Consider the following 18,229-nt stretch of genomic DNA (forward strand, 5'->3'; position numbering starts at 1 on the left):
TGATACAATTATAATAATTGATTATAACAAAGAATTCTTAACGTAAATTTCTTTAAACAATCATTCCAAATAAACAATCCTTAATTATAAATGAGAATTACCTTCAAGAAGGAGTTTAGCATTTGAATAGTAAATTAAATGAAAAAATCATTAAAGATCGATGTGGAACTGTCTCCTTCAAAAAAGGAGACTCTTTTTATCGCGGGAATCATGTGAAATTTGATCATTATGACCTGGATGGTTGTAAAGCCACGGTTACAGGTAAGGAAGATTTTCATGTGGTGATTAAAAAGGATGAGAGCGGAGACTTACAGGCAAAGTGCAGCTGTCCAGCGCTTGCTTCCTTTCAAAAGGATTGTCAGCATATTGCTGCCGTTTTACTGGCGATTTATGAGCATCAGCGACAAGGAACACATCCTGCTGAATCAAGTGTTCTGCACTCTGATTCTTTAGGAAATCAAGCACTGACAGAGGGCTTGCTGACCATATTTAATGATAACCCTATCCGGTCAAGCAGGCATCAGCTTCACTTTGAAAAAAGAGAGGTGCTTGGTGCGGAGTTTGTTTGTAAACCCATCAAGATATCTGAAAACGAAAACATGTTTGGAATACAGCTTAAGATCGGTCCGGAACAAGTGCAAAATATCCGTCATTTTCTTGAGCAAGTGAAAGCTGGTATGCCTTGCCTGCTATCAAAATCATTCAAGTATGATCCAAACCTTCATTGTTTTCAAAATGATACAGATGCTGTGATTCAGCAGCTCATACAAGTTATTTATGATGAAAAGGTGTATATGGATGAGCTGCCCGGAAAATCAAATGATCTAACCAATCAGGAGATCTTGCTGATTCCACCGTCTTCATGGGACAGGCTTCGTCCTTTACTTGCGAAAGCGCCTATAGTGAAGCTTCAGTATAACGGGAATATATATGAGGGCCTTCGTTTAATGAACGAACCACTTTCTTTACAGTTTGCCTTTTCTGAAGCGGAGGGCAAAGGCTTTCAATTGACTATCAATGGGCTGAAACGAATGGTTATACTGAATTCATATAGGTCTGTTCTATATGAAGGAAAGCTAGTCCAGATGAAAAAAGAGGACTGTAAACGTCTTTCAGACTTAAAACAGATGCTTGACGCTTCGGGAACGAATCAAATTCCGATACCACTTGAGCAATTAGATTTTTTTATGGGAAAAGCGGTACCAGGTTTGAGAAGACTGGGGAATGTCCAGATCTCTGATGCGGTTTCAAAGAAGTTAATAAAAACACCTTTAATACCCAAGCTATATTTGGATCGTGTGAAAAACCGCCTGCTGGCGGGACTTGAGTTTCATTATGAACACTTTGTCATTAACCCATTGGAAAGGCGTGAACTTCCTGCAGGCTCTATGATTATAAGGGATGTGGAGAAAGAAGATGAGATTCTCGAGATAATGGAGGATAGCTTATTTGCAAAAACAGACGGCGGATATTTTCTGCATAATGAAGAGCTTGAGTATGAGTTTTTGTACCATGCCGTACCCAAACTTCAAAAGTCTGTTCAGCTATATGCAACTACTGCTGTTAGGAACCGGATTTTCAGAGAGAATTCACGTCCCAAAGTCAGGGTAAGAGTAAAAAAAGAGCGGACCAATTGGCTTGAGTTTAAATTTGAAATGGATGGCATTTCTGAAAAACAAATTCGTGAGATATTAATGGCTCTGGAGGAAAAACGCAAGTATTATCGTTTGCGGAATGGATCGCTCATGTCACTTGAAACAAGGGAATTTGAAGAGATCAACCGGTTTCTGAATGCACTGCCGGTCCAAAATGAAAATCTGGAAAACGGGTTGGATTTTCCTCTTATCAAAGGTCTTCAGCTTCTTGATTCTGCCCAAGATCATGCATTCAAACTAGAAGAATCATTTCTTCAGTTCATGGAAGACCTTCGCAATCCGGGCAAATTGGAATATGAGGTGCCAAAGAGTTTAGAATCAATCTTGCGGGACTATCAAAAGCAAGGCTTTCAATGGATGAAAACCATTGCCGGTTACGGGTTTGGAGGGATTCTTGCAGATGATATGGGTCTTGGGAAAACGATTCAAAGCATCACTTACATTCTATCTGAGCTTCCTGACATTCGTAAAAAAAAGCTCCCGGTTCTTATAGTTTGTCCATCTTCTTTGACGTATAACTGGCTTAGTGAAATCATGAAATTTGCTCCGGATCTAGAAGCTGTTGTCATAGATGGCAATAAAACAGAGAGGATCAAAGTTCAAAAGCACGCTGCGAATATGGATGTTGTCATTACTTCCTACCCGCTGCTGCGCAGAGACATCAATATGTTTGAGAAAAAAGCCTTTCACACAGTGTTTTTTGATGAGGCGCAAGCATTCAAAAATCCTGTGACACAAACAGCGAGAGCGGTGAAGAAGATAAAGGCAGAAAGTCGCTTCGCTCTCACTGGTACACCGGTTGAGAATTCACTGGAGGAGCTGTGGTCCATCTTTCACGTTATCTTTCCTGAACTGTTCCTTGGATTAAAGGAATACAGTAACCTCCCAAGGAAAAAGATTGCACGAAGGATCCGTCCCTTTTTGCTTCGCAGATTAAAAGAGGATGTTCTTGCTGAGCTTCCTGAAAAAATCGAGTCGGCGGATTCAGTGGAGCTGAACCCTGAACAAAGGACACTGTACGCTGCTTATTTGGCGAAGCTGCGGCATGACACACTTAAACACCTGGACAGAGACAGTCTCAGGAAAAACCGGATCAAGATTCTGGCTGGATTGACACGGCTGCGGCAGATTTGCTGTCACCCCGCTTTATTTGTGGATGGCTATAAAGGGAGCTCAGCGAAATTTGAACAGCTGAAGCAGATTGTAGAAGAATCCAGACTTTCTGGAAGGAGGGTGCTGATTTTCTCCCAGTTTACGAAAATGCTTGAGCTTATAGGGAGAAATTTATCTGCTCAAGGGATTCCCTTTTTCTATCTGGATGGACAAACTCCTTCAAAAGAACGTGTGGAAATCTGCAATCGATATAATGCAGGCGAGCGTGATTTTTTCCTCATTTCCTTGAAGGCAGGCGGTACAGGTCTCAACTTGACTGGCGCCGATACCGTAATCCTCTATGACATTTGGTGGAATCCTGCAGTCGAAGCGCAAGCTGCAGACCGCGCCCACCGCATTGGCCAAAAGAATTCTGTACAGGTCATAAAGCTTGTCAGCAGAGGGACAATCGAAGAAAAAATGAATGAACTGCAAGAGAAAAAGAGACAGCTGATTGAAGAAATGATTGATCCTGAGGAGAAAGAGTCTACAGCTCTTACCGAGGAGGATATTCGGGAAATATTGAAGATATAGAAAAAGTTAGGTGAAGTGCGCATCAATCTGTAAGTCGATGGTCTATAAAAATCCTTTTGCTTATTTGTTGAAACTGTACCGATCTAAGTACACTCCCTTTACAAGTGCATAGGATATTTTAATAAACTGTGAAGGGATTGAGAAAAATGCACTATGCCCCTTATATGTATCCATATCATTATCCAAATCAATACCCATATTATGTGAATGGGCCGGCGAATACCTATGGCAGACAATCTGTTTACTGGATGTATCCCAATGAAATCATGCATGAGAATAGATTTGATTCTTTTCAGCCTTATGGGGGAGACCGGAATATATTATTAACCGATTATGGACCAAACCCATTTACCGTAAATATCAATGAAGCAACAAAGCAAAACAATACTTATCGGACGGCTTTATGGACAGGAACCCATTTACAAGTGACTTTAATGAGTCTCAATGCTGGTGAAGACATCGGTTTGGAAATGCATCCTGACGTTGATCAATTCCTCCGGATTGAACAGGGGCAGGGGATCGTACAAATGGGCAAGAGCAGAAATGACTTGAATTTTAAAAGGAATGTTAAGGATGATGATGCGATCTTCATTCCTGCGGGAACATGGCATAATGTAACCAATACAGGGAATGTACCGCTGAAACTATATTCGATTTATGCTCCACCTAATCATCCATTTGGCACCGTTCATGTGACCAAAGCAGATGCACAGGCTGCGGAAGAAGGATAGCGGTCATAGCAATGGAAGTACAGTTGTTTACGGCAAGACTCCAGATGAATGGGTACAGTACACGGAATTTTTAGTGAAAGAAGGGTTAGAGGACGTGAAAAGAGGAATAAATGCTCTGCACATTCTTCAAGAATTTATTTTAATGGGAGTTCTTGTAGGGAAAGGGTATTCCCCTGAAAAAGCATATGAAACAGTTGAAGAATGGGAACGTACGGGAGAATCTAAACTTCTTCAGCAAAGCAAAAAGATGTAAAAGGCTTTAATTAGAAATCAATACTTAAAAAATTGTTTAGGGTTTTGTCGAATCGGCAGCCCTTTTTATTTTTACACACAAAATGTAATATCCACAATCAAGGACACTTTATGGAGGAGAAATGCTTTTTATTATAGAAGTGATGGGTATAGAAAAAATCGGTTTTTATAAGTTTACTGTTTTAATAAATGATAACAGTTCACGGAGGAGATAATATTGAACCGAATTGAATTCCTTATAAAAGTGCTCGATTCAACATTTGATAAGGAGAGCTGGTATGCTCCGCTTAAACATGCAATGGAAGGAATCACAGCAGAACAAGCAAGTTGGAGACCCCCCGAAGAGGCAGCTAAAACAATCTGGGAGAATGTTAATCATCTCATTTACTACAAGGAGAGGCTTGTCGCAAACATGGAAGGCCGTGACTGGGCACTAAATCTCAGCGGGGACGAAAACTTCTATCTCACGGAACAATCAAATGACGAGAAGGAGTGGAAAAAAGTCGTTGAACGAGCTGAAACCGCTCATCGCAATTTAAGAAAGATCCTAAGTGAAACTTCCGTTGAAGAACTTGACAAAAATGGTCTTGAAGGGAAACTGCTGGATATCTTTCTTCACGACGCCTATCATACGGGTCAAATGATTCAAATCAGAAAAATGCAGGAGTCATGGCCATCCCAACGCTGATTCGTATGTATAAACAGTTTGTTTTAGAGAATGAAATGCTTTTTTTTAACCACATTAAATCGGATTGAGGTACTCCCCCGACCTTTAATTTTGGCCCATAAAAAAACTGCACCTCCAAAGGTTAGATCATGTCTAACGTTTGGGGTGCAGTTTTTTTATCAGTCATCTTTTCTGTCTGGATCATTCATATCTTCAGGATCTTCGATCGGATCTTCAGGGTCTGGATCTGCATCTTTTTCATCATCTTTATTCATTGTATCATTTTCATCTACACCTGGCACTTCATCATTTCCATTCTCATTTTCATCCATGCCGGGTTCTTCCTCATTTTGTTCTTCTTCAGGAGGTGCCGGATCCTGATCATCATTCGTTGCACACCCAGCAAGAAGGAAAGCTGAGACCAATACACCCATAAGCAGGGATAACCATTTTTTATACATGATAAAACTCCTTTCTATTTACATTGTTTTTACTATTTCCAGATCAGATAGAACTTATGTAGAAAAAAGAAAGCTTTCTTTTGAATTCATAAAAACCATAAATGAGGAAAGTTTAACAAAAATAGGATGGAAAGAAAGGGACTGGAAATATGAAAGAAACACTGGAAACAATCCAGCATTTTTTTACTGAGCATCTTTCTGCGCCACATAAAATTCCTTCAGTTGAACCTGTTGATGACGGGTACAGGGCTGTCGTTGAAATTATTGAAGAAAACGAATATATGAGGAAATACGCATGAGATGAAATGGTGGGAGTTTATGAGGTGAAGCTAAACAGCGAGAATGAAGTCATTTCTTATTCGCGCATCTATTTAAAGAACAGGGGGGAGACAGGGCATTGGGAGTAATTCCAGAAAAAAATGGATTGTACATATTTTGCATCGCTGAGAATAAGAGCATCGGGAAATCAGAGAGCATTTATTTTGCAGGCAGGGAACGTGATTTGATTTTCCTGCCTTACCGGGAAATGGTGCTTGCGGCTGCAATTGTTCCTTTCAATCTAAGACCATTCAAAGAAAACCTGCTTATGCACCAGAAAATTATTGGCTCCCTGTTAGAAACAAGTGATACTGTCTTTCCATTTAGCTTCGGACATGTGTTCAGGTCGAATAAGGAAGCAGTTTCTCTGCTGCAGCGTCTATATCCTCAGCAAGAATACCTAATGGAATGCGGCAAGCGATTTGAAAATAATGAAGACGATGAAGCGAAATTGCTGAGTGAGAAATTTTATGAAGCAAGCAAAGGGGCTGGAGACCACAAAGCTGCAGTATATATTCATTTGAAAAATGTCCAAATAAAAGGAAGCCAGGTTCCTTCTTCTTCCTACTTGCGATGCAGAATCGAAGATGTAAGCGGATTTGTCATAGGCAATTGAAAATCGTGATAAGAGAAGGGATTAGGATGCATGTCAAAAAAAAAACAATGATGGATCAAGCCTTGTCGAAGTCATTGACAGAATTTTTGATAAGGGCATTGTCATTGATGTTTTTGCGAAGATATCGGTTCTTGGACTAGAAGTAATTACCGCAGAAGCACGAATCGTGGTCTCAAGTATTGAAACATGGCTGAGATATGCAGATGCGGTCGATTTCCTTAAAAATGGAGAAGACGAGTCTGTTCAGAAGAGACCAAAGGAGCTCCTGGATCAGCTGTTATTTCCTATTTAATGATCTGCTTACATACAGAAAAGATTCATAATCATTAACATAATGTTCACGTTTACAATGATGCATAAAGCTGATGAAATGATAAACTAAAAGTATAAATTGGATGATTTTAGGGAGGAATCAGCATGGCACATTTTGGTGAACAATTAAAACATTTTCGTAAGCTGAAAAACATGAGTCAGGAAGAACTCGCTTTTAAAGCGCGTCTTGGACGCCAAACCATCGAAAAGTATGAATCCGGTGAAAAAGTGCCTGACACCCAAACCATCTTAAAACTCTCTACGGTCCTTGATGTCCCTGCATCAGAACTTGTTGATAAAGAGAATTATCAAAAGCAAAACAAAATAAATTAATCGTCTAGTTAAAAAAGAGTATCCCTCATTTCAAGGGATACTCTTTTTTTAGTGCAATAACAGGTTGCTAATTAATCCAACAACGGCACCTGCTAACAGGAAAGCAGGAATCGAAACGAAGATTTTCATCAAAAAGCGGATATTACTGAACAATTTATATTCTTTTTCAATCAGTTTATAACCGAAATAAAACAATGCTCCAGAAATAACGATGACGATGAAATCTACTAAAGTAAACGGTTTGCCTAAATACGGATCAATACATAGATTGAAGGTAATAACTGCACTGAATAAGATGAATTGATAGGTAAAAAAACGCATTAGATTCATAAGATTTTTCTCCAATATAGGATGATAATCCAAATTATAAACTTGATTTGCAAAAATGTAACCTGCATGTATGTTTTTGCTGCAAAATAATCCTTTCTTTGTAATAAATCCCACAAAACTATTGTTAATATAAGGATAAAAGTGTATTATTACACCATGCGAGAAAGAACAGGGAGTGTGCTGGAATGTTTTTTAAATGGTTTTTATATTTCGGATTAGTTCCATTTGTTTTATCCATTTTATCAGTTGTTTTATTAAGTGCTGTGATAAATAGTATATTCATAGCTTCACTCATTGTCTTTATCGCGGGTGGGTTTGCGGCAGGATGTCTGAAATCCAAAAAGCCGAATGAAAATGATTTATTGATCGTTTCCCTGCCGCTTGCGTATACAGCGCTGCTATGGGCAGTGTACATGCTCGTAAGCGGAGGATTTACAGGGGACGGCGCGTGGCTTTATTACGGAATTTTTCACATGGCCTATGCACCGGTTTTTTTCTTTTCATCTTTTGAAGGAGAAGGAAGAACCTTTTTATGGGCACCTCTTGCTTTTGAAATGGCCATACTGGTGCCGGTGCTGATTTCCCTGTTAGTAAATAAGCGTGTGTCCGCTTTTTCCCTTAAAAAAGGGATCGCTATTCTTTCCATTATAATAATAGGAATCGGCACTGGAGCTGCTGTTCAAATGAATCGGAATAAAACAGTGCTCCCTTCATATGGCTTTGAGTATGGCGGCGGGTTTTCAAGTACGGATCTCTCACCTTATGACGTGACAAACCCTGGTAACAAGCTGCCAAAATTGAAAAATGGTTCAGAATTTACGATTCAAAACTCAAGTGAAATGCCTGTTCTCGACGGGGCTGAAGCTGCCTTTCCTGTATATTCAGCATTTGCAGAAGCGACCTACAAAAATGTCCGGTCTGTCGTTTCGACAGAAAAGGAAGTTGTCAGTTTCACCAATACCATTTATGCCTATGAACGGCTGCTTTCTGGTGAAGTCGATCTATATTTTGGCGCCGAGCCATCGAAAGAACAGCGGCTGATGGCTGAGGAGGCAGGGAAAGAGCTTGTCATGACACCGATTGGAAAAGAGGCTTTTGTATTCTTTGTCAATCCCGGCAATAAGGTTGAAAGTCTATCTGTATCTGACATTCAAAGCATTTATTCAGGAGAAATCAATAATTGGTCTCAGCTTGGTGGCAAGGTTGAAAAGATAGTTGCTTTTCAAAGGCCTAAAAACTCTGGAAGCCAGACACTGCTTGAGAAGATTATGGGGAATACACAGATAGAAAAACCATTAAAAGAGGAAGTGCCTCAAGGAATGGGCGGCATCATAGAGCAAGTCGCGGATTATCGGAATTATGAGAACGCCATCGGATTTTCTTTCCGTTTTTTTGCAACGGGAATGAAGGAAAATCAAGATATAAAGCTTCTTGCAATTGATGGCGTGAAGCCGGATCCGGAGAATATTTCAAGCGGGGAGTATCCTTTTACCGCAAATCTTTACGCCATCAGCTTAAAATCAAATCCCAATAAAAACATTGACCCGTTTTTGGATTGGATGAGAGGGCATCAGGGTCAGCAGATTGTTGAAGAGATTGGGTACATAAGATATGAATAAATAAAATAGCACTATAACAAATATGACGCCAAACAGCCCCTTCCTAAAAAAGAAGGGGTGTTTGGCGTCCATCTTAACGACTGCTGGTTTCTCCGCCTTTTTGTCCGATCTCCTGGTAAAACTCCTTATCGTGTGAATCAGCGGTGGCTTGTCCGCCCTTGCGTCCAGCTTCCTCCCGGCTCATTTTCCCGTTATTGTCAGAACTGCTGCTGTTATGATTCGATTGATTTTGCTGAGCGGCATTTGCCTGTCCGCCTTTTTGTCCGATTTCCTGGTAAAATTCCTTATCATGAGAGTCTGCTGTAGCCTGTCCGCCCTTCCGTCCTGCTTCTTCACGGCTCATCTTGCCATTGTTCTGGTTAGCCATCATACATTCCTCCTAAGATTTTGGATTTTAACTACGTTTTTTTCTTACCCGGCTCTGAAGGGATAAAACAGAATTTAAATAAAAAATTCCAAAAGAACTAGTTGGAAACTGTTAAATAGATCCAATGAACCAAGCGATGGGAGAAATTGATGAATGGTGTCAAATGGGATACTATATTGAAAAACTTCAACCAGTTACGAACTGTAATTCATACATCAAATAGCAAAATGGAAATAACCGTTATTCTATTTCAAGAGGGTTATCATCGTATTATTGTTTCTTTTTTATTGAATTTTCCGAAAAATACCATTAGAATATACCTGTTAAATAATTTAACGAGGTGTCTGAAATGAGAAAATTGATTTACCTTTCCATTTTTGTATTGTTTACAGGAATAATAGGTTTTACAGCTCAAGCCCAAACACCAAGCAAAGAAGTTGTTTCTAAAGAAAAACTTAATGGGAAAAAATTAGATGTCGCTGAATTTTTCGCTGGCCATAATGGGACGTTTATATTACGTGATGTTAAAACCGGGAAAAACTTTGTATACAATCAGGAAAGAGCTAATACAAGACAAACCCCGGAATCTACATTTAAGGTCCCTAATGCATAAATTGGATTACAAGTCAAAGCTGTTCGAGATGAGTATGATGTAAAACGCTGGGACGGTGTCAAACGTGAATTTGATACATGGAACCGTGATCATACACTTGGGTCTGCCATGCGTGAATCAGCTATTTGGTATTACCAGGAAATGGCCAGGGATATTGGAGAGCAGCGCATGAATGATTGGGTAGAAAAAATCTCGTATGGAAACGAGGATATGAGTGGCGGCATCGACCGTTTCTGGTTAAGCAGCTCTTTGAAAATCAGTCCCTATGAACAAGTAGATTTTATGGAGAAGTTATATAAAGAAGAGCTTCCATTTGACAGACCTGTAATGAAAACGGTTAAACGAATGATGATCCAGGCGGAAGGGGATCACTACACACTTTACGGAAAAACAGGGACAAGATTGTCTGATTCTGGATTAGGATGGTTTGTTGGATTTATAAAAGTGGACGATCGTTCTTATGTTTTTGCTGCTAACATTGATAGTACAGGTACAATAGCAAAAAACATCACATTAGATATTTTAAAAAAGTATCAATTAATTACAGAATAATAGATACTGATTTTTCAACACTTGATTTTTATGTATAAGAAATATGCTTTTTTTGATGTTCCGCAGTCGGGCGCAATTCTGCAACAGGGATTGTGCTCTTTTTTACGTTAAGGACCATTTTCTAGAATAAAAAGGAAATATAAAAAGGTAAATCGAAACTATAGAGGATGTACAGTTGAAATTGCAATGTTTAAGCAATATACATTTGACCATTCATTAGAAGAGGGGGCTTCGAAGAAATATATTTCATCTAAAACGGGGTGTGTAACTTGGCTAGTAAAGGTTTAAAGGTAAGTGAATCGCTAGAAAAAGTCATAAACAATGAGGGGTTTTCAGGAGTTGTTTTTGTTAAGGATGACAATGAAGTCCTATTCGAAACAGCGTCTGGTTATTCCAATCGGGCTGAAGAACGGTTGAATACCGTACATACACGTTTTGGGATTGCTTCAGGCTGTAAGTTGTTCACTGCGATCGCGATTTGTCAACTCGCTGAGAACGGAATATTATCCTTTGATACGCGACTCAATGACTGTTTGGATGTAGTATTTCCGCATTTTGATGAAAATGTTACGATTCATCATTTATTAACCCATAGTTCTGGAATTCCAGACTATTTTGACGAAGAGACAATGGATAACTTTGAAGATCTTTGGAAACGAACACCTATGTATCTGTTAAAGAATTTAAACGATTTCCTTCCATTGTTTAAAAATGAAAAAATGTTGTTCAAACCTGGAGAGAGATTTCATTATAATAATGCTGCATTCCTTCTATTAGGGTTGATTGTTGAACAAAAAACAGGCCATTCTTTTACCGACTATATTGAAACAAATCTTTTTGAAAAATGCGGAATGAATGATTCAGGATACTTTTCATTAGATCGGCTTCCCAAAAACACAGCTTGCGGATACATCGACTATGGAGATGGGACATGGAAAACGAATGTCTACTCGATTCCAATTAAAGGTGGTGCTGATGGAGGAGCCTATATCTCTGCACCGGATATGATGAAACTTTGGAAAGCATTATTGGATTATCGTCTATTAAGTGAAAGATATACTGAACTGCTTATGACTCCACACATTCATGTAAAAGAGGGGGTCAATTACGGGTATGGGATTTGGATCAACAAGCGGAACAATACCATATTCAAGTATCATGTAATGGGATACGATCCTGGGGTGAGCTTCCATTCAGCGGTATATCCTGAGTCCGGGATTAAACTTGCAATCCCTTCAAACAAAAGTACAGGACCATTTAAAATTATGAAAGCGATAGAGGAATATTTTGAGGTCTAACTCCCTTGTTTGAGGGATACTGAAGGCAGCGATTAATGAAGATTTTCCATCGAAACCAAGGTTTGAAGGTATGGCTTGAGTTCGCTTGATTATCCGGATGTGTTTTTTGTAAACAATGTTAAGCTTAGTTCTTATATTATTGATTTAGATAGCATAAGATGGATCGCTCTATCTTTATTATAGACTTGGGCAGCATTCCTGTAATGAAGAAAATTGAGGTTTGAACAAAAAAATAACCTCTTGGTATGATATGAGTGTCCTGAAGCTGGGCAGCGAAAAGGACAAAACATATATACCAGGAGGCATTCAATATGAATAGGTGTAGATTTTGCGAAGTACAAGCATCCTATGCATGTGAAGAAATCTAAAGAATTAGATGATAATTCTCCAACCAAAAATAACGTAAAGGACGCAAGAGTCATTGCACAGCTAGTCAAAGATGCAAGATATGCCGAACTTCGTGTGGCAAGGAGAAAATACGCGATCTCTTATTTGTTGACTTACAAGCTGTGCAGGGGCAAATTCATAACTGGTTAGATCGATATTTTCCTGAATTCCTTACAGTGTTTAATGATTGGGAAGGAAAAGCAGCATTACAAATATTAAAGTTAAACGTATTACCATATGAGTTAAAGATAGTAGAGGAACAAGAGATCCTCACTCACCTCAGAAAAGCGGTAAAGCGTGAAGTTGGACTCAGTAAAATTCAAGAACTTAAACGAGTAGCCAAAGATTCTATTAGTATTCGTGAAAGTTCAAGGATGGCTAAATTAGAGTATTAGAAAATAAAAAGAAGCTCTAAATTATTCAATTAACTGCCATGCTAATTAAGGTCAATGCTGATAAGGCATCCCACCAAAAACAGCAAGGTTTTTTGAAGCGCTCAACTGCGTATAGTTTAATCAATAGATTATAAATTAACTTAATGCATCTTTATATAGGAGTGGAGTAGATGAAACGTATTTCGATCTTAATAGCTGATGATGAGGAGGAGATTGCTGATTTGATTGCCATCCATTTAGAAAAAGAAGGATACCATGTCATTAAAGTATTTGATGGACAAGAAGCCATTCATGCTATCCAGACTCAATCGATTGATTTGCTAATTCTAGATATTATGATGCCGAAAATCGATGGATATGAAGTAACGCGCCTAATTCGGGAACAATACAATTTGCCTATCATTTTTTTAAGTGCTAGAACATCTGACTTTGATAAAGTACACGGACTGGTGATTGGAGCCGATGATTATATGACAAAACCATTTACCCCCATTGAATTGGTGGCCCGTGTAAATGCGCAGCTTCGGCGCTTTATGAAGTTAAATCAACCCAAGATAGATATTAAATCGAGTTTGGAGTTTGGCGGATTTGTGATATCCCCTGAGGAGCGGACCGTTGTTTTATACGGTAAAACCATCGAGCTTACGCCGAAAGAGTTTGACATTTTGTATTTACTTGCGAGTCACCCAAAGAAGGTTTATAGTGTGGAAAATATTTTTCAAAATGTGTGGGGAGAAGCATACTTTGAAAGTGGCAATACTGTCATGGTACATATTCGTACGTTGCGGAAAAAACTTGAAGAAGGGAATCAGAACCACAAATGGATTAAAACCGTGTGGGGAATTGGGTATTCCTTCAATGGTTAAAATGGTACACAGCTTTCGTTCAAAGATGGTGCTATTATTTGGTTTAAGTATGATTTGGTCTGGAATTATCACGTTTATAGTTTTTAAATCACTCCAATTCTATTATCACTCGAATGTCCAGTATGGTGACCGACTGGAATATTATCGGAAAAGTATGAAACAAATTGGCGACATTAACGTCTTTTTACTACTATTTATCCCGCTTTCGTTTATGTTCTTTTACTTACTCACGAAGCGATATTCTAGCTATTTTAACGAGATTTCAACCGGAATCCATTATCTCTCTCGGGGAGATTTTTCACATCAAATTCAAATTAAGTCAAATGATGAATTTCGAGATATTGCCGATGATATTAATTTAGCAAGTGAAAAATTGAAACAAGCTGTAGAAAGAGGAGATTTTTCGGAAAGCAGCAAGGATCAGTTGGTCGTCAATTTGGCACATGATTTAAGGACACCGCTTACCTCTGTTTTAGGCTATTTGGATTTGGTACTAAAAGAAGAGAATTTGAAGCAAGAACAGGTTAAACATTTTTTAACGATTGCTTTTTCAAAATCTCAGCGTTTAGAACGACTTATAGATGAATTATTCGAAATAACGAGAATGAACTATGGCAAGGTGCCCATAAATAAAAAGCGAATTAATTTATCTGACCTGCTCCATCAATTAACGGAAGAGTTGTACCCGCTTTTCGAGAAAAACCATTTGATGGCCCGAGTGGACATTCCTACTCATTTACCATTTGTTGGTGACGGAGAGTTGTTGGCACGAGTGTTTGAAAATCTTCTGACGAATGCCAATCGCTATGGATATGATGGCCAGTTCGTGGATATTAAAGGATCTATAGATGCTGATGAAGTCGTAGTACAGGTGGTGAATTACGGCGATCAAATTCCCCAAAATGAACTGCCGCATCTTTTTGATATGTTTTATACCGGTGACAAAGCACGAACTCAACAAGAAAATAGCACAGGTCTTGGCTTGTTCATTGCGAAGAATATTGTGGAGCAACATAATGGAACGATTACTGCTGAAAGTAGTTTAATACGTACGATATTTGAGGTTCGTTTACCGAAGGACAGTGTACCAAATGATCAAATTTAATATCCAATTAAATGATTTAAGAAAAATTTAATATTTACCCTACTCTTTTTTTAAGTAGTTTCTCCTATTCTATAAGCAAGTAAGATCAAGGAGGAAACCAAAAATGAAGACGTGGGGATTTTTATTATTATTAATATTGTGTTTGGGATTTGGTATCACTAATATAACACCGTTGTTTCAAGATAAAGTAGGGTTTCAAAAAAATGTTCAAAATCATCAAGAGAATATAAATTACCTAGGAACTTCTGAACGTATCCAAAACAATAAGATTGCAAAAGATCAGGTCTATCAAGGCAATCTACTCTTGGTCAACAAGGAATATCCTGTTCACCAAGAGAGTATAAAAGCAGATGTCGTAAATTTATTTATTCATAAAGAATTGATAAAGGGATATGAGTTACTGAATAGTGATATTAAATTGTCAGAGGATGTCGCACGTAAATTTTCAGAGATGACAACTGCTGCTGAAAAAGAAGGAGTTCTTCATTTTTCAATTAGTAGTGGCTTTCGAGGATTTGATGAGCAAAGTGTACTATACCAAGAAATGGGCTCTGACTATGCATTGCCACCAGGCTATAGCGAACACAATCTGGGTTTATCGCTTGATGTAGGATCTACTCAAATGAAGATGAGTGAAGCACCAGAAGGAAAGTGGATAGAAGAAAACGCTTGGAAATACGGCTTTATTTTACGCTATCCAAAGGATAAAACTGATGTCACAGGAATTCAATATGAACCGTGGCATATCCGCTATGTTGGACTGCCTCACAGTATGATTATGAAGGATAAGAATTTGGCTTTGGAAGAATATTTGGATTATTTAAAAGAAGAAAAGAACATTTCTGCTAGTGTCAATGAGAAAAAATATACTGTTTCTTATTACTCCATTTCTCATAGCAGTCAAATTAAAGTACCAGAGAATCTCAATTATGAGATTTCAGGCAACAACATGGATGGAGTAATTGTGACGTTGCACGAATAATAAATGGATAAAAAAGGAACTGAAAAATTCTGATGACACTATTCTATCATTTCAATGAATCATTATTTCTTGATTTAGAAAGATATAATTATTTGGTGGTTCATTTCTCACTTTGCAATCCTATTGCCGACATATATTTAAACTTCAAGAAAGTAATTTTTGAACAAAGTGATATTATCTTATGTTGATTATAAAATTCCATCTATGTTATTCAATTAAAGGGCGTTATTCTTAGAGGAGACAATATAAATGATCTTCAACAATCGGGCCAGCTTGTTGAGTAACTCACTTTAATAGAAACTGGCTAGTTATGTTAATTGTATGGAGAGATTGTAAAGTATGGGACTTAAAGTAACGGTTGCATTTGCATATTTTTTTTTATCGAATTACGAATGATAACTTTACGAAGTATCAAAAGTGGTGCTTCTTAGGTGCCTCAAGTTATTGATAACTAAGTCATATGCGACTACTTTTTTTGTGAGTAATTATTACCAAATAATGATGAAGAACAAGAGGATTTTAAGGCTATTTAAAATTTGATAATCAATTATGAATATAAATGGATGAGAGGTTTATAGAAGAAATAATTTTTTTTCTTTGTTAGTGGAAAAAAGTGCTATTGTTAACATTTCAGAATACTGATACTATTGTGTCTATTAGTTTATAAATGTCGTAGTCAGTTGGAAGGCCAATGCATGTTGTTGAAAAATACATATTTTATCGACGTCGGGCCTGCCGTTTACCGACCGCACGCTATGAAAGGGTTGAGGCTGACCAGAAATTGTGGAGCAGAATTTCCAAATTTATTAATAGTAAAATGAAAAAAAACTTACTTAGTAGTAGGTAATTAATTTGATGAGGAGTATATAAAATTATGTTAGAAGTTTTGGAAGTAATAGGACCGCGTTTACAACACTTAACGGTGTTATCTGAAGAAATAAACTCCTGCATGATAAAGGGCGAGGTCGGGTACAGTGAAAAATAATATGTGGACCTTGAACTAATAATTAATCAAATTAACAGATGGAATAGAATTTCTATTGCAATGGGGAATATAGCAACTGAAATATAATTATTCTGAACTTGCTGCAAATGCCCTAAGAAATTCTAAAAGATACTGATAACATTTAATCGGTGGCGGTAGCTATATTTTTCTGTTTTAAAGGAGCATTATTATACTGACGAGCTTTGTATGATAGATTAATCGAGGTAATGAACTAGTATAACATCATAAGTTCGGTTGTTTGAGAGTAAAACTTCCCTACTAGTTAGTAAATAAATTTTCAGATAGGAAATTATCGAAAGGAGTGATTAGAAAATCCAACAAATATTTTTGGATTACACTTATGATTGCATGGGAAGCATCATTTACTCTTTGATATTCCTTAGATAGAACCGTCAACAATTTACGTTTAACTTACTTTCTAGTTAGTAAGTTAATAACTTTAAATTTGGCAAGGATCCGAGCGACGGCTATGTACTGACAATTAATAGGACGTTACTTTAAAAGGCGTAGAAACCAACGTGGCTAAGGAAATAGTCGATGAAGCCCATCAGGTTTGCCCTTATGCCAAAGCAACTCATGGCAATATCGAACAAGTAACATACGTTGTTGGGTATTTAACGTACACGATATAAGAATTAGCTGGAAAACGATAAAACAAACTAAAGGATGATTGTGTTTTGAGTAAATATGTTCTATCTTCAGTGATTTTTGGAACAGTGCTAATCCTTTCTGGATGCAAACCGGTTGACTGGGCTGAAAAACAATGGAATGCCTTTTTTAATGATGAAACAGCTCAGGAAGGGAAATGGAAAGAAATCCTGTACGATCAACTGACACCCAACCCAGATGAATCAAAAGATGAGGAGACATCTAAAGAGAAGCCAACTCAGAAAGACCTCCCTTGGCTAGAAGAAACAGTGACAGTCTCAGCCGATGGAAAGGCAGTCGTTCAAAATCTGGATGATTTATTAATCGTTGCGAATAAGGAAAGAAACTTACCGAAAGATTATGAGCCAACCGATTTAGTTACACCAGGTGTACCGTTTCCATTTAAAGAGGACCTGCCAAAGAAAAAAATGAGAAAAGAAGCAGCTCTTTCATTAGAAGTGATGTTTAAGGTGGCTGAAGATAAGGGTTTAGAACTTCTTGCTCAATCCGGTTATCGCTCGTATGATACTCAAGATTCTATTTTTGCTTTTAACGCTGAACAAAAAGGGGAAGAACTAGCCAATAAAACCAGTTCAAAACCTGGACAGAGTGAACATCAGACAGGCCTTTCCATGGATGTAACATCACCAGAAGTTAATTATGAACTTACTGAGGCATTCGGAGATACAAAAGAAGGTAAATGGTTAGCTGAGAATGCACATAAATATGGTTTTATCATTCGTTATCTGAAAGGGAAAGAAGATATTACAGGTTATAACTATGAACCATGGCATTTAAGATACGTTGGTGTTGAACATGCTAAGAAAATCCACCAACTGGGCATCACCCTTGAAGAATATTTACAAAAACCATAGTTTAATTTAGAGCAGTTGTTATGACTGCCCTTCTTAATGTTTGAATAAATTGACTATTCCCGGCCTTTTATGTACTTCAATATCTATTTTGTAAATATGTATATTTGAGAATTAATGGAAAACAATAGAAATTATATTGGTCAAAAGGAAGGTAC

General features: G+C 37.8%; 14 protein-coding genes and 7 pseudogenes. 17 read left to right on the forward strand and 4 right to left on the reverse strand.

The features are described from left to right. Window positions 1-122: 122 nt before the first annotated feature. The 4 genes and pseudogenes from ABEQ24_RS17020 (at window position 123) to ABEQ24_RS17035 (ending at window position 5,012) form a co-directional block, all read left to right on the forward strand. Window positions 123-3,341 (forward strand): SNF2 helicase associated domain-containing protein, encoded by a 3,219-nt coding sequence (locus ABEQ24_RS17020; protein WP_430007902.1) that lies wholly within the window; start codon window positions 123-125, stop codon window positions 3,339-3,341. A gap of 146 nt (window positions 3,342-3,487) precedes the next feature. Next, window positions 3,488-4,103, forward strand: a pseudogene (locus ABEQ24_RS17025) (cupin domain-containing protein); the annotation flags it as partial. Window positions 4,104-4,166: 63 nt separating this feature from the next. Further along, the gene (locus ABEQ24_RS17030; RefSeq protein WP_430007965.1) at window positions 4,167-4,325 is read left to right on the forward strand and encodes a hypothetical protein; all 159 of its coding nucleotides are present in this window, start codon (window positions 4,167-4,169) and stop codon (window positions 4,323-4,325) included. A 216-nt stretch (window positions 4,326-4,541) separates the two neighbouring features. Further along, window positions 4,542-5,012 carry a DinB family protein gene (locus ABEQ24_RS17035; protein ID WP_430007903.1) on the forward strand — a complete coding sequence of 157 codons (471 nt, stop codon included), beginning with the start codon at window positions 4,542-4,544 and terminating at the stop codon, window positions 5,010-5,012. Window positions 5,013-5,170: 158 nt separating this feature from the next. On the opposite strand, the gene ABEQ24_RS17040 is transcribed toward ABEQ24_RS17035, so the two are convergent. Beyond that, complete coding sequence (locus ABEQ24_RS17040; RefSeq protein WP_430007904.1) at window positions 5,171-5,452, reverse strand: hypothetical protein; 282 nt, start codon at window positions 5,450-5,452, stop codon at window positions 5,171-5,173. Between the two features lie 149 nt (window positions 5,453-5,601). Between ABEQ24_RS17040 and ABEQ24_RS17045 the strand changes: the two genes are divergently transcribed. The 4 genes and pseudogenes from ABEQ24_RS17045 to ABEQ24_RS17060 all read left to right on the forward strand — a co-directional run bounded on the left by ABEQ24_RS17045 (window position 5,602) and on the right by ABEQ24_RS17060 (window position 7,031). Then, on the forward strand, window positions 5,602-5,751 hold the full coding sequence (locus ABEQ24_RS17045) for a hypothetical protein (RefSeq protein ID WP_430007905.1): 150 nt from the start codon (window positions 5,602-5,604) through the stop codon (window positions 5,749-5,751). A gap of 98 nt (window positions 5,752-5,849) precedes the next feature. After that, window positions 5,850-6,386: a GvpL/GvpF family gas vesicle protein gene (locus ABEQ24_RS17050; RefSeq protein WP_430007906.1), complete on the forward strand. Its 537-nt coding sequence runs from the start codon at window positions 5,850-5,852 to the stop codon at window positions 6,384-6,386. A gap of 37 nt (window positions 6,387-6,423) precedes the next feature. Continuing rightward, window positions 6,424-6,678 (forward strand): annotated as a pseudogene (gene gvpA / locus ABEQ24_RS17055) (gas vesicle structural protein GvpA); the annotation flags it as partial. A gap of 125 nt (window positions 6,679-6,803) precedes the next feature. Then, on the forward strand, window positions 6,804-7,031 hold the full coding sequence (locus ABEQ24_RS17060; RefSeq protein ID WP_430007907.1) for a helix-turn-helix domain-containing protein: 228 nt from the start codon (window positions 6,804-6,806) through the stop codon (window positions 7,029-7,031). A gap of 48 nt (window positions 7,032-7,079) precedes the next feature. Here the strand turns inward: ABEQ24_RS17060 and ABEQ24_RS17065 are convergent, their stop codons facing one another. Beyond that, window positions 7,080-7,361, reverse strand: coding sequence for a hypothetical protein (locus ABEQ24_RS17065; protein WP_430007908.1), 282 nt, complete (start codon window positions 7,359-7,361; stop codon window positions 7,080-7,082). A gap of 185 nt (window positions 7,362-7,546) precedes the next feature. On the opposite strand from ABEQ24_RS17065, the gene ABEQ24_RS17070 reads away from it, so the two are divergent. Beyond that, window positions 7,547-8,980: a substrate-binding domain-containing protein gene (locus tag ABEQ24_RS17070; RefSeq protein WP_430007909.1), complete on the forward strand. Its 1,434-nt coding sequence runs from the start codon at window positions 7,547-7,549 to the stop codon at window positions 8,978-8,980. A 76-nt stretch (window positions 8,981-9,056) separates the two neighbouring features. On the opposite strand, the pseudogene ABEQ24_RS17075 reads toward ABEQ24_RS17070, so the two are convergent. Both ABEQ24_RS17075 and ABEQ24_RS17080 read right to left on the reverse strand, forming a co-directional pair. Then, window positions 9,057-9,164 (reverse strand): annotated as a pseudogene (locus tag ABEQ24_RS17075) (KGG domain-containing protein); the annotation flags it as partial. 59 nt (window positions 9,165-9,223) lie between these two features. Beyond that, window positions 9,224-9,347 (reverse strand): annotated as a pseudogene (locus ABEQ24_RS17080) (KGG domain-containing protein); the annotation flags it as partial. Between the two features lie 349 nt (window positions 9,348-9,696). Between ABEQ24_RS17080 and blaOXA the strand changes: the two are divergent. From blaOXA to ABEQ24_RS17120, 8 genes and pseudogenes are all read left to right on the forward strand, one after another. After that, a pseudogene (blaOXA, locus tag ABEQ24_RS17085) lies at window positions 9,697-10,512 on the forward strand (class D beta-lactamase). Between the two features lie 269 nt (window positions 10,513-10,781). Then, the gene (locus ABEQ24_RS17090; RefSeq protein WP_430007910.1) at window positions 10,782-11,810 is read left to right on the forward strand and encodes a serine hydrolase domain-containing protein; all 1,029 of its coding nucleotides are present in this window, start codon (window positions 10,782-10,784) and stop codon (window positions 11,808-11,810) included. A gap of 342 nt (window positions 11,811-12,152) precedes the next feature. Next, window positions 12,153-12,586 (forward strand): annotated as a pseudogene (locus ABEQ24_RS17095) (IS110 family transposase); the annotation flags it as partial. A 176-nt stretch (window positions 12,587-12,762) separates the two neighbouring features. Continuing rightward, a complete protein-coding gene (vanR, locus tag ABEQ24_RS17100) occupies window positions 12,763-13,458 on the forward strand; it encodes a vancomycin resistance response regulator transcription factor, VanR-F/VanR-M family (protein WP_430007911.1) in 696 nt (231 codons plus the stop codon). Beyond that, window positions 13,451-14,563 carry an ATP-binding protein gene (locus ABEQ24_RS17105; RefSeq protein WP_430007912.1) on the forward strand — a complete coding sequence of 371 codons (1,113 nt, stop codon included), beginning with the start codon at window positions 13,451-13,453 and terminating at the stop codon, window positions 14,561-14,563. The genes vanR and ABEQ24_RS17105 overlap by 8 nt, the downstream gene beginning before the upstream one ends. 103 nt (window positions 14,564-14,666) lie before the next feature. After that, the gene (gene vanY, locus ABEQ24_RS17110) at window positions 14,667-15,545 is read left to right on the forward strand and encodes a VanY-A/VanY-F/VanY-M family D-Ala-D-Ala carboxypeptidase (RefSeq protein WP_430007913.1); all 879 of its coding nucleotides are present in this window, start codon (window positions 14,667-14,669) and stop codon (window positions 15,543-15,545) included. Window positions 15,546-16,530: 985 nt separating this feature from the next. Beyond that, window positions 16,531-16,617: pseudogene (locus ABEQ24_RS17115) on the forward strand (carboxymuconolactone decarboxylase family protein); the annotation flags it as partial. A 611-nt stretch (window positions 16,618-17,228) separates the two neighbouring features. Beyond that, window positions 17,229-18,074 carry a M15 family metallopeptidase gene (locus ABEQ24_RS17120; RefSeq protein ID WP_430007914.1) on the forward strand — a complete coding sequence of 282 codons (846 nt, stop codon included), beginning with the start codon at window positions 17,229-17,231 and terminating at the stop codon, window positions 18,072-18,074. Window positions 18,075-18,229 lie beyond the last annotated feature (155 nt).

The organism is Metabacillus idriensis (genome assembly GCF_050483325.1).
Lineage (GTDB): Bacteria > Bacillota > Bacilli > Bacillales > Bacillaceae > Bacillus_P > Bacillus_P idriensis_A.